A 12,741-nucleotide genomic window follows, 5' to 3' on the forward strand; every position below is an offset into this window, starting at 1 on the left:
CCCGTCCGGGGGTAGTGAGACCCAGGTCACTCCCGCACGATGCTACTCAGAGTCCGTCGAGGAGGAGGACACATGGCGGGATCGGACGCGACCGGGGCATTCCGGGCCGCCCGGGACTTCCTGCTGGCGCACCGGGAGGACTACGCCGCCGCCAGGGACGGGTTCCGCTGGCCGCGGCCCGAGGCCTTCAACTGGGCGCTCGACTGGTTCGACGTCATCGCCTCGGACCCCGCGACCGCGGAGCGCGCCGCCCTGTGGATCGTCGAGGAGGACGGCACCGAGGCCAGGACCTCCTTCCGGGAGATGGCCGAGCGCTCCTCCCGGGTGGCGAACGCCCTGCGCGCGCACGGCGTGGCGGCCGGCGACCGGGTGCTGGTGATGCTGGGCAACCAGACCGAGCTGTGGGAGACCGCGCTGGCGGCGATGAAGCTGCGGGCCGTCATGGTGCCCGCGACCCCGCTGCTCGGCCCGGCCGACCTGCGCGACCGCATCGAGCGCGGCGGGGTCGGCCACGTGGTCGCGCGGTCCGCCGACGCGGAGAAGTTCGCCGAGGTGCCCGGGACGTACACGCGCGTCGCGGTCGGCGAGCCGGTGCCGGGCTGGCTGCCGTACGCGGACCTCCACGGCGCGGGACCCGTCTTCACCCCCGACGGCGTCACCGGCGCGAACGATCCGCTGATGCTGTACTTCACCTCCGGCACCACCGCGAAGCCCAAGCTGGTCGAGCACACCCACACCTCGTACCCCGTCGGGCACCTGGCCACCATGTACTGGATCGGGCTGCGCCCCGGCGACGTCCACCTCAACATCTCCTCGCCCGGCTGGGCCAAGCACGCCTGGTCGAGCCTGTTCGCGCCGTGGAACGCCGAGGCGACCGTCTTCGTGCACAACTACACCCGGTTCGACCCGGCCCGGCTGATGACCGAGATGGACCGCTGCGGGGTGACGAGCTTCTGCGCCCCGCCGACCGTGTGGCGGATGCTCATCCAGGCCGACCTCGGCGCCCTGCGCACGCCGCCGCGCGAGGCCGTCGCGGCGGGGGAGCCGCTCAACCCCGAGGTCATCGAGCACGTCAAGCGCGTATGGGGAGTGCTGATCCGGGACGGCTTCGGACAGACCGAGACCGCGGTCCAGGTCGCCAACACCCCCGGCCAACTGGTCAAGGCCGGCTCCATGGGCCGCCCGACCCCCGGCTACACGGTCACCCTGCTCGACCCGGTCAGCGGCCTGCCCGCCGACGAGGGCGAGATCTGCCTCGACCTCGCCGAGCGCCCGGTCGGCCTGATGAGCGGGTACGCGGGCACACCGGAGCTCACCGAGGAGGCCATGGGCGGCGGCTACTACCGCACCGGCGACATCGGCCGCCGCGACGCCGACGGCTACATCACCTACGTGGGCCGCAGCGACGACGTGTTCAAGTCCTCGGACTACAAGATCTCGCCGTTCGAGCTGGAGAGCGCGCTGCTGGAGCACGAGGCCGTCGCCGAGGCCGCGGTGGTGCCCGCGCCCGACGAGCTGCGGCTGGCGGTCCCCAAGGCGTACGTGGTGCTCGCCGAGGGCTGGCCGCCCGACGGCGGGACCGCCAAGGCGATCTTCGCGCACTCGCGCGCGCTGCTCGCCCCGTACAAGCGGATCCGGCGGCTGGAGTTCGCCGAGCTGCCCAAGACGGTGTCCGGGAAGATCCGCCGGATCGAACTGCGCGAGAAGACCATGCACGACGGAAGCGCGGAATTCCACGAGGAGGACTACCGGTGACCTCGGAGACCTCGGACATACGCCGCGGCGCGCCGGGCCGGATACCGGCCCGGCGCCCCGCACCCTCGTACGCGCACGGAACCGGGAGCACCGCCTTGCTCGGCGACACCATCGGCCGCAACCTCGACCGCGCCATCGCCGCACACGCGGATCGGGAGGCACTGGTCGACGTGCCCGGCGGGCGCCGGTGGACCTACGAGCAGTTCGGGCGGGCGGTCGACGAGGTCGCGCTGGGCCTGGCGGCCCACGGGGTGGGCAAGGGCGACCGGGTCGGCATCTGGGCGGTCAACTGCCCCGAGTGGGTGTTCGTCCAGTACGCCACCGCCCGGCTCGGCGCGATCATGGTCAACATCAACCCCGCCTACCGGCTGCACGAACTCGCCTTCGTCCTCGACCAGTCCGGCATCGAGGTGCTGATCGCCTCCACCGAGTACCGCGGCAGCGACTACCGCGCGATGGCCGCGGCCGTCCGCCCCGAGTGCCCGCGGCTGCGCGAGGTGCTCCACATCGGCGACCCGGAGTGGGACCGCCTGATCGCCGACGGCGCCGGCATGGAGGACGGCTACCTGGCCGCCCGCGAGGCCGAGCTGAGCTGCGACGAGCCGGTCAACATCCAGTACACCTCCGGCACCACCGGGTTCCCCAAGGGCGCCACCCTCTCCCACCACAACATCCTCAACAACGGCTACTTCGTGGGCGGCACCGTCGGCTACACCGAGCAGGACCGGATCTGCCTGCCGGTGCCCTTCTACCACTGCTTCGGCATGGTCATGGGCAACCTCGGCGCCACCTCGCACGGCGCCTGCATCGTCATCCCCGCCCCGTCCTTCGACCCGGCGGCCACCTTGCGCGCGGTCGAACGGGAGCGCTGCACCTCGCTGTACGGGGTGCCCACCATGTTCATCGCCGAGCTCAACCTGCCCGACTTCGCCTCCTACGACCTCAGCTCGCTGCGCACCGGCATCATGGCCGGCTCGCCGTGCCCGGTGGAGGTGATGAAGCGGGTCATGGCCGAGATGCACATGGCCGAGGTGTCCATCGCGTACGGGATGACCGAGACGTCCCCGGTGTCCACCCAGACCCGGCGCGACGACGACCTGGAACACCGCACGGAGACCGTCGGCCGGGTGCTGCCGCACCTGGAGGTGAAGGTCGTGGACCCTACGACAGGCGTCACCGTGGACCGCGGCACCGCGGGTGAACTGTGCACCCGCGGCTACTCGGTGATGCTGGGCTACTGGGACGAGCCGGAACGCACCGCGGAAGTCGTCGACGCCGGCCGCTGGATGCACACCGGCGACCTGGCCGTGATGCGCGACGACGGTTACCTCGCCATCGTCGGCCGCATCAAGGACGTGATCCTCAGGGGCGGCGAGAACGTGTACCCCAGGGAGATAGAGGAGTTCCTCCACACCCACCCCAAGGTCGCCGACATACAGGTGGTGGGCGTGCCCGACGACCACTACGGCGAGGAGATCCTGGCCTGCGTCATCCCCCGGGACCCGGCCGACCCGCCCACCCTGGAGGAACTGACCGCCTTCTGCCGGGACCGGCTCGCGCACTTCAAGGTCCCACGCCACCTGCGGATCACGGACGCCTTCCCGATGACGGTCAGCGGCAAGGTCCGCAAGGTGGAACTGCGCGCGCAGTTCGAGGCCGGGCGGTCCGGGGCGGACGGGACGGCGGACACGAGGGCCGCGAACGCGAGGGACGCGGACGCCGGCGCTGTGGACGCCGGCGCTGTGGCGGCCGGGGCTGTGGCGGCCGGGGCAGCGAACGCCGGGGCCGCGGAGGTCAGCGGTTGAGGACCGGACCGGACCGGATCAGTTCGTCGGCGGCGTCGTTGACCGGCTGCGGGGTGCCGGTGAGGTCCATGACGAACAGCGGCACGCACAACTGGTCGGCGCGCAGTCGGGCGTCGTGGGCGTACCCCGCCAGCGAGAAGAAGGCGCCGGTCGCGTCCTCGCTGGCGCAGTTGAGCCACAGGCACTCCACGTCCCGCAGCGGGGTGGGCCGCGTGGTGGGGTCCACCTGCGCGACCATGCCGTCGCCGCGCAGGTCGATGCCCGAGGCCGTGCGGTCCCCGGCCAGCCGCACACCCGCGAAGCCCAGCCACTTCAGGTACTGGGCGGCGGCGGTCAGCGCGTCGCGCGCGGTGCGGATCGTGACCGGCCGGAAAGGCGGGCGGGACGTCGGCGGGGGCGGCGCCTGCCCGGTCGGTACGGGCGCCCTGTCGTGGGCCACCGGCACCGGCTCCCCTCCGTCGACGGCGTCGCCCTGCACCGGCAGCCGCACCAGCGCGCCGCAGGAGCAGTCGAACTCCGGCTGCGGCCAGTCGTCGTCGCGGCCGCAGTCCGGGCAGCGCAACCGCACCCAGGAATCCTCCCAGGAGCGGTGCCGCACCTCCACCGGCAGCCCGCCGAGCAGCACCGGCGGCGACAGTGGCGTGCCGCAGGCGCACGGAAAGGTCGGGGCCGTGTAGCGATGTTCCCGGCCGCAGGCCGGACAGCGCACCAGCACGCTCTCTGCCATGGCTCGAACCCCCGGTCGGCGGTGGCACCGTGTCACTGAAGTGTCAGGTGAATATTCGTCCCCTCCATAGTGCAGGAAGTTCGCGGCCCTGTGACCGGACCCGGACACTCCGTGACGCGCGCCACGCTGACGGAGCCTCAGAAACCCTGGTGCGGAGGGATGTTGAATCACTCCTGAGGGTGAACCGCCCGGCGGTACGGCGGCGGGCGCCCGGCACCCGCAGACGGGCCGGGCACGGGTGCTCCGGGGTACGCGCGGGGGTGCGCGCAGGGGTGCGCCGGGAAATCGGCCGGCGCCCGGCCGCATAACCCGGGTCGGCCGAGGGAAAAGTCCGCTCCCGGTCGCCCGGCGGAAAATCGACATTCACACCGCCGTAATCCTGCGAAGTATGTCCGATTGATCTGCGCTGTACCGGAGCCGGTCCGTCCGGTGTGTCCCGTTTGCGGATCCGTGATCACGTTTGCGGGCATGTCGATCCGGCAATTCCGGGATCCCGGCGAAAGGGCGCGCCATTGCTCTGGACAAGGTAAAGCGCGCGCCGTACTGTCGTTCGTGATCGCCGATTGGTGAGGTCTTGACCAGGCCTTTCACCGAGCCCGGTGCACCGTCGCCGCGCTGTCGGCCGTTCATTACGGGGCAACGGGGACGGTGGAGTGGGTGGTGTGGACCAATGCGCTCACAGACAGTTCGCACGACGCCGACAATGCCGGGCTGACCTCGGCAGATGCCGATGAGCAGGCCCTTGGCGGCAGGCGCACCAGGTTCACCGTCCTGGGCATGCTGACCCTGGCCGACGGGCGGGACTGCGTGGTGCTGCAGCCCTCCCGGCCGGCCGCGCTGCTTGCGGCATTGCTGCTCCGGGCGAATTCCGTGGTATCGGCCGATTTCCTGCAGCGCGTCATCTGGGGCGACGGTACGCCGGCCCAGGCGAAATCCGCATTGCATAGCTGCGTCCTGCGTCTTCGGCGGTTGTTCGGTAAATACGGGGTGGCGGGCAATGCGATCGAGGCAGTGCCCGGCGGTTACCGGCTGACCGCGGACGCGCGGACGCTCGACCTGGTCGAGTTCCGGGAACTCCTGGACCGTGCCTATTCCGCGCCGGGCACCGAGCCGGAAAAGGAACTCGCCCTGCTGCGGGCCGCCCTCGCGCTCTGGCAGCCCCCGCTGCTGGCGAATGTGCCCTCCGAACTGCTGCACCGCGACGAGGTGCCGCGCCTGCACGAGGAATGGCGGCGGGCCATCCACCGCGTCTTCGACCTCGAACTCGCCCGCGGCCGCCACCGCGAGGCGCTCGCCGAGATCTGGCCCGCCGCCCGCGCCCACCCGCTCGACGAGCGGTTCACCGAGCAGCTCATGGAGGCCCTGCACCGCACCGGCCGCCGCGCGGAGGCCCTCGCGGAATACCGCAGGTTCAAGGCGCTGCTGGCCGAACAGCTCGGTGTCGACCCCGGCCCGGCCCTGCAGCGTCTGGAACTGGCCATCCTGCGGGGCGAGGCGGACCCCGGCCCGGGCGCGGACCCGCCGCGACCAGCCGCCCGGAGCTCTTCGCGCGGCTCCCCCGGCCGGACGCGGCCCCCGGCGCCCGGCGGCGGGGACCTCGCGCCGCCGCCCGCCGGCCCGGCGTCCGCGACCGCCGGCGCCGGGCCCGGATCCGTATCCGCCCAGGACCCCGGCGAATGCGGTCCAGGGCCCGGTCCCGGTTACGGCCCCGGGCCCGAGTCCGACCCCGGCCCGCGTCCCTGCCCCGAATCCCGTCAGGCCTACGCGGGCGGTACGGGCAGTACGGGCGGCGCAGGTGGTACGGGCGGTCCCGCCGACCCGGCCGCCGACGCGGCACTCCTGCCCGGCGAGGGCGTCCTCGACCGCCTGGTCGGCGCCGGCCTGCTCGAAGAGGGTCCCCGCGGCCACTACCGCATGCACGAACTGCTGCGGGTGTTCACCCGTGCCGCCGCGGCCGAGGGCGTCGGCGCCCGCACGGCGGCGCCCCCCGCCCGCACCCCTACCCCGACCCCCCGGCCCGGCGCCGTGGAACTGCACCCGACGGAGGCGTGAGCGTGACTGATCTGGTGTCACCGGCCGAGCAGCAGGCCGACTCGGGGCCGGGGGCCGACCACGCCCCCGGCGACGCCGCGCGGCAGCAGGCGCGGGCCTACGAACGGATCGCCGGGACCCGCCCCCGTATCCGCCGCGACGTCCTCTACACGCAGACGCCCACCGGCGTGCACTTCCACAACGCGCGGGGCGGCTTCAGCGTGGTGATGCCCTCGGCGTACCGCTTCGCGCAGCTCATCGTGCCGCACCTGACCGGTGAGCACACCGTGGCCGACCTGTGCGCGGGGCTCGGCGACAAGCAGCGCGCGATGGTCACCCGTCTCGTCGGCACTCTCTACGCGCGTGGCTTCGCGCGCGACGCCGTGCCGCCCGCGCCCGGCGCGCCCGCCCCCGAGCCGGCCGTCGCCCGCCGCTTCGCCCCCCAGATCGACTACGTCGACCACTACGCGGACGACGCCGCCGCCCGCTTCCTGCGCTTCCGCACCACCCGGGTGGCCGTCCTCGGGGAGGGCCCGCTCGCCCGCTGGGCGGCGCTGTCGCTGGTGCGCAACGGCTGCGCGACCGTCGCGGTACCGGCCGCCCTCGACGCCCCCGGCAACGGCTTCGCCGAACTCGCCGCCGAGGCGCGGGCGCTGAACGACGAGGACTGCCCGGTCGGCCTGCGCCTCCTCGACGCCCCCACCGCTCCCGGCGGATACGGCTGGGCCGAACTCGACGGCTACGACGTCGTCCTGGTCACCGGCGAGCACGCTGCCGCCCAGACCGCGGCACTCGCCCACGGCGTTCCCGAGGGCAGGATGCTCGTGCCCGCGTGGGGGTTCGGCGGCTCGGTCGTCGTCGGCCCGCTCATGCGGCACGGCTCGACCGGCTGCTGGACCTGCGCGGCACTGCGGCTGGGCGCCAACGCCGACCCGGCGCACGCCGCCGACCTGTGGAGTTCCCTGGCCACGGGCGGCCCGGGCGGCCCGGGCGGCACACGCGGGGGAGGCGGCACGGACACGTCCCGCGCCCCGCGCGGGCCGCTCGCCGCGATGGTCGGCAACCTGCTCGGCTACGAGGTGTTCCGCCTCACCACCGGGGCGCTGACCCCCGAGACCGACGGCCGGCTCGTCGTCCAGGACCTCGACTCGCTCGACACGGTCGCCGAGCCGCTGCTCGCGCACCCCCGCTGTCCGCACTGCGGTGGCCGGGACGACGCCCCGGCCACCGCGGTGGTCCCGCTCGCCCGGCTCGGCTCGGGTACGGAAGGCTTCGGCTCCGGTACGGAAGGCTCCGGGTCCGGCGCCGACGGCCCTGGCTCCGGTACGGGCGCCCGCAAGTCCGCTGCAGAAGGCCCCCGGCCCGGTACCGACGCCCCCGGCTCCTCTCCGGCCGACCCCGAGGCGGCGTCCGCCGACCCCGAGGCCGCGTCGGCCGGACCCGCCGAGGAGGACCTCGCCCGGGCCGCCCTCGCGGAGATCACCGACCGGTCCGTCCTCGTCCAGCCCGCCTCGGGGGTCTTCCGGCGGTTCGCCGACGAGACGTGGGCGCAGACACCGCTCAAGGTGAGCACCGTCGAGCTCAGCACGGGCCACGGGGGCACCCGGCGGATCACCGCCTTCGACGTCCATCACGTGGCGGGGGCCCGGCTGCGCGCCCTCCACCGGGCCGCGGAGGTCTACGCCGAGCACGTGGTGCCGCTGCCCGTACCGCTCACCGCCGCCGACTCCGGGACGGCCGGGCGCAAGAAGGCCGGGGTGGAGGTGCTGAGCGTCGCCGGCGGCGTGAGCGACGCCCCCGTGACCGCCTGGCACCTCGCCACCTCGCTGCTGGACGGCGGGAGCGTCCTCGTACCGGCGGCCGCCCTGCGCCCCTTCGGCCCGGCCAACCGCGACCGCCTGGTGGAGCCCACCGCCGCGGGAACCGGCGCGGGCGGCACGCCGGCCGAGGCCACCGCGCGCGCGGTGCTGACCGCGCTCGCCCACGACACCCTGCGCCACGCCCTGCACGGGCGGGTACGGGTGGCGGCCGTCGACCCCGCGGGGCTGGAAGCCGCGGGCGACCCCGAACTCACCTTCCTCGTCCGCTGCGCCGCCAACCTCGGCGTCGCCCTGGAGATCCTCGACATCGGCGCCCCGGAGCAGCGGCCCGCCCCCGTCGTCCTGGCGCGCGCGGCCGATCCCGCCACGGGCGACTGGCACTGGTCGGCCGCCGCCGGGCACCGCTGGCGCGATGCCGCCCTCGAAGCCGTCCGCGACCTCCTCGGGGCCCACCAAGTCGCCCAGGACCCCCAGGCACCCGGCGGCTTCGATCCCGGCGACCCCTTCCTGAAGGACCTCGCCCCGGCCGCGCTGACGCCCACCGCCGAGGTCCCGGTGACGGCGCTGCTGCCGGACGCGGGGGTGAAGCGGGCCCCGCTCCCCGCGACGGGTTCCGCGCGGCCCGCTCCCGCCGGATTCTGGCCCGGCCTCGCCGAGCGGCTGCGGGCCGCAGGACGGGACGTACTCGCCGCGCCCGTGGCCGCGCCCGACCTGGCCGCCGGGCGGCTGTACGTGACGCGGGTCCTGCTCACCGAGGGCGGCGCGGCCGATGTCCACTGAGCTGCGCGACCGGCCCCCGGCCGCCGCCGCGGTCGCGGACCCGCCGGCGCCCGGACTCGCCGCCGCCGTCGAGTCGGCCCTCGCCTCGGCCCTCGCCGGTCTCACCGCCCGGCCGCCGCGGGCCGCGGGCGGACCCGGGACCGTACCCCCGGGCACGGATCCGGTGGTCGGGTCGCCGGGCACGGACCTGGTGGTCGGGTCGCCCGGCACGGACTTGGTGGTCGCGTCGCTCGGCCTGCGGGACGAGCTGGCGGCCGGACCCGACGCGCGGCCCGCCGGGGTCCACGTCTACGGCCACCACGTCCTCGTCGGCCCCTTCGGGTCCGGCGGGCGGCCCGCCTGCGCCCGCTGCCTGGTGCGGCGCTGGCAGGCGGTGCGCACCCGGGCCCTGCGCGAGGCGCTCGAACGCGGCGCGGCGACGGCCCCGGCGGGCGTCCCGCCCTGGGCGGTCCCTTTCGTCACCGACGCGCTGGCCGCCGTCATCGCCGCTCAGCGCGCCGCCGAGCGCGCGCCGGCCGAGGAGGGGCCCGCCACCGGCAGCCGCTTCCCGTACGCCTTTCTCGTCGACGCGGAGACCCTGGCCGTCACCAGGTTCGCCGTCGTGCCCGACGCGGAATGCCCGGCGTGCGGCGACCTGCCGGCCGACAGCGCGACGAACGCCCGAGTGCTCCTGGAGAGTTCACCCAAGCGCGAGCCCGGTGGCTTCCGGTCGCGGCCCGCCGACGACTACGACGTGCCTCTGGAGGCCTTCGTCAACCCGGCGGCCGGGATGCTGGGGCCGTCCGTGGTGCCGGACCTGGTGTCGGGCTCCACGTCGTCCGCGGTGGGCTCGTTCTTCCTGCGCTCGGGCGACTACCTGCGGGAGTGCTTCTGGGGTGGCCACACCCCGCGCTACCGGTCGAGCGTGCGGGTCGGGCTGCTGGAGGGGCTGGAGCGGTTCGCCGGGATGCGGCCGCGGGGGCGGCGCACCACGGTCACGGCGGCGTACGACGACATCCGGGACCAGGCGCTCGACCCGCGCGAATGCGGGCTGTACCCGCGGGAGTTCCACCTGGCCGAGCCCGGCGTACGCCCCTTCGACCCCGCCCGCCCGATCCCGTGGGTCCGGGGCTGGTCCCTGCGCGACGAGCGGCCCCTGCTCGTACCGGAGATCATCGCCTACTACCATGCCCCCGGCGGCCTGGCGAACCGCTTCGTCCAGGAGAGCTCCAACGGCTGCGCCTCCGGCGGCACCCTCGCCGAAGCCGTCTACTTCGGCCTGATGGAGGTCATCGAGCGCGACGCCTTCCTGCTCGCCTGGTACGGGCGGGCGCCCCTGGTCGAGATCGACGCGACGGCGAGCCGGCGCCCCGGCACGCGCGCGATGATCGACCGGCTGGCGATGTACGGCTACCGGGCCCGCTTCTTCGACACGCGCGTCACCTTCCCCGTCCCCGTGGTCACCGCCGTCGCCGAGCGCGAGGACGGCGGCCTCGGCCGCCTCTGCTTCGGCGCGGGCGCGAGCCTCGACCCGGAGGCCGCCCTGGAAGCCGGGCTGTGCGAGATCGCCACCGACGCGGTCAACCTGCGCCGCAGGACGGTACGGGACCTGCCCCGGCTGCGCGCGATGGCCGCGGACTTCTCCCGGGTGAGCGTCCTGCACGACCACCCGCTGCTGTACGGGCTGCCCGAGATGGCCGGGTACGCCGACTTCCTGCTGCGCCAGGACCGGCCGCCGCTGCTGACCCCGGCCGCCCTGGCGCGCGACACGGTCCGGCCCGGTGGCGACACGCGCGACGACGTCGTGGCCTGCGTGCGGGCGGTCACCCGGGCCGGCTTCGACGTGATCGTCGTCGACCAGACCACGCCCGAGCAGCGGCGGCTCGGGTTCCACACCGCCGGGGTGATCGTGCCCGGCCTGCTGCCCATCGACTTCGGCTGGTCCCGGCAGCGGGCCCCGCACATGCCCCGCACCCGCCGCGCCCTGGCCGAGGCGGGGCTGCGGCCCGGCGAACTGGGCCCGGCCGACCTCAACCCGGCCCCGCACCCGTTCCCGTAGCTCCCGCGCACGACCGGCACGACCGGCACGACCACGCCCCGCGGCCGGCCGGCAACCACCCGCCCCGCCCGGGCCACCCGCGCACCCGGCCCGACACGACCCAGCCCGACCCAACACGACACGACCCGACACGACGAACCGAGCACCGCGGCAGACACGAGCGGAAGAAAGGACCACCGTGGGATTCGCCCATGACTACGCGACCGCCATCGTCCGGCGGGGCCGGTATCCCATGGAGCCCGCCGACTGGGTGCCCGACTGGGCCGACCGGCCGCGCAAGGGCAAGCACTTCCCGGCGGCCGACGCCTTCCCGCTGCCTGCCGACCCGGCGCCCGACCCGGCGGCCACCGTGCAGCGCGGGCTGCACGGACCGGAGGGGACGGGATCCTTCACGCTGCCGCTGCTGGCCGCGATGCTGCGCGACTCGTACGGGCTGGTCGGCCGCAGGCTCGCGGTGCAGGCCAACTCCGACCTCGGCACGCTCCCGATGTACACCCAGGCCAACTGGTCGCGCGGCACCGCCTCCGGCGGCGGTCTGTACCCGGTCGGCGTCCACTGGGTCACCGGCCCCGGCGGCCCGCTCACCCCGGGCGTCCACTACTACGACACCCGCCACCACGAACTGCGCCGCCTGCTCGTCGGCGACGTCACCCCCGAGGTCCGCGCGGCCGTCGGCGAACCCGCCCGCGGCCACCGGCAGTTCCTCGTCCTCGGCGTCCGCTTCTGGCAGAACGCTTTCAAGTACAACAGCTTCGCCTACCACGTCGTGACCATGGACACCGGAGCCCTGCTGCAGACCTGGCGCCTGTGGGCCCGCGCGCACGGCCTGCCGCTGGGCCCCGTGCTGTGGTTCGACGAGCCGCGCCTGGGCCGGCTGCTCGGCCTCACGCCCGAGGAGGAGGGCGTGTTCGCCGTGGTGCCGCTGCGGTGGGAGGCGGACCGGCCGGAGGAGCCCGGGACCGGGGAAGCGCCCGCGGCGGGCCGCGAGGCGGTCCGGGTGCGGCACCGCGACCAGGAGCGGTCCTCTCGGGTCGTGGCCTTCGGGACGGTGACGGCGATGCACGCGGCCACGCTGGAAGGAGCCGCCGAGCGGCCCGCGCCCCAGGCACTGGCGAAGGTCCTGGCCGAGCCCGCGGACCCCGGGGGCGAGCGGACGCCGCTGCCCCCGGCGGAACCGCTGCACGCCGCCGTACGGGACGCGCTGCGGGCGCGGCGCAGCAGCTTCGGCCGGTTCCAGGCGGCACTGCCGCTGCCGGCGGCGGGGCTGTCCACCGTCCTCGCCGCCGCCGACGCCGCCGGCTCGCTCGGCAGCGACACCGAGACGCCCGGCGCCGCGCCGCTGACCCGGCTGTACGTGTTCGTCAACCATGTCGCCGCCGTGGACCAGGGCGTGTACCTCTACGACCGCGCCGACCGCTCGCTGCGGCTGCTGCGCGCGGGCGCGCCGGGAGCGTTCCTGCAGCGCAACTACTTCCTGGCGAACTACAACCTGGAGCAGGCCGCCGCGGTGATCGTGCCCGCCGCCCGTACCCACGCCGTGCTCGACGCGGTCGGAGACCGCGGCTACCGCCTGGTGAACGCCGTCGTCGGCGGCATCTCGCAGGCCGTCTACACCGCCTGCGCCGCGGCCGGCCTGGCCTGCGGTGTCGCGCTCGGCTTCGACGCCGTCTCGTACACCGAGGAGCTGGGGCTGGCCGAGACGGGCGAGATCCCGCTGCTGACCATGATGATCGGCCACGAAGGGCCGCGCCCGGCCGACTTCCGCCACGAGATCGTGTGAGGGGG

The 12,741-nt window shown here is 74.9% G+C and carries 7 protein-coding genes; 6 read left to right on the forward strand and 1 reads right to left on the reverse strand.

What is annotated here, in order from left to right; genetic code table 11:
* Positions 1 to 72 precede the first annotated feature (72 nt).
* On the forward strand, positions 73 to 1,755 hold the full coding sequence (locus K7G61_RS07970; RefSeq protein WP_225845975.1) for an AMP-binding protein: 1,683 nt from the start codon (positions 73 to 75) through the stop codon (positions 1,753 to 1,755).
* Between the two features lie 41 nt (positions 1,756 to 1,796).
* Complete coding sequence (locus tag K7G61_RS07975; RefSeq protein WP_308190608.1) at positions 1,797 to 3,560, forward strand: AMP-binding protein; 1,764 nt, start codon at positions 1,797 to 1,799, stop codon at positions 3,558 to 3,560.
* Here the strand turns inward: K7G61_RS07975 and K7G61_RS07980 are convergent.
* Positions 3,550 to 4,287 carry a hypothetical protein gene (locus K7G61_RS07980; protein ID WP_225845976.1) on the reverse strand — a complete coding sequence of 246 codons (738 nt, stop codon included), beginning with the start codon at positions 4,285 to 4,287 and terminating at the stop codon, positions 3,550 to 3,552. The two genes, K7G61_RS07975 and K7G61_RS07980, sit on opposite strands and share 11 nt — an antisense overlap.
* A gap of 657 nt (positions 4,288 to 4,944) precedes the next feature.
* Between K7G61_RS07980 and K7G61_RS37265 the strand changes: the two genes are divergently transcribed.
* From K7G61_RS37265 to K7G61_RS08000, 4 genes are all read left to right on the forward strand, one after another.
* Positions 4,945 to 6,339 carry a BTAD domain-containing putative transcriptional regulator gene (locus K7G61_RS37265; protein WP_374204085.1) on the forward strand — a complete coding sequence of 465 codons (1,395 nt, stop codon included), beginning with the start codon at positions 4,945 to 4,947 and terminating at the stop codon, positions 6,337 to 6,339.
* A 2-nt stretch (positions 6,340 to 6,341) separates the two neighbouring features.
* On the forward strand, positions 6,342 to 8,918 hold the full coding sequence (locus K7G61_RS07990) for a TOMM precursor leader peptide-binding protein (RefSeq protein WP_225845977.1): 2,577 nt from the start codon (positions 6,342 to 6,344) through the stop codon (positions 8,916 to 8,918).
* Positions 8,908 to 10,956, forward strand: coding sequence for a TOMM precursor leader peptide-binding protein (locus K7G61_RS07995; RefSeq protein ID WP_225845978.1), 2,049 nt, complete (start codon positions 8,908 to 8,910; stop codon positions 10,954 to 10,956). The genes K7G61_RS07990 and K7G61_RS07995 overlap by 11 nt, the downstream gene beginning before the upstream one ends.
* 178 nt (positions 10,957 to 11,134) lie before the next feature.
* Positions 11,135 to 12,736 carry a nitroreductase family protein gene (locus K7G61_RS08000; RefSeq protein ID WP_225845979.1) on the forward strand — a complete coding sequence of 534 codons (1,602 nt, stop codon included), beginning with the start codon at positions 11,135 to 11,137 and terminating at the stop codon, positions 12,734 to 12,736.
* Positions 12,737 to 12,741 lie beyond the last annotated feature (5 nt).

This window comes from Streptomyces sp. HPF1205, from assembly GCF_020400825.1.
Classification (GTDB): Bacteria; Actinomycetota; Actinomycetes; order Streptomycetales; family Streptomycetaceae; genus Actinacidiphila.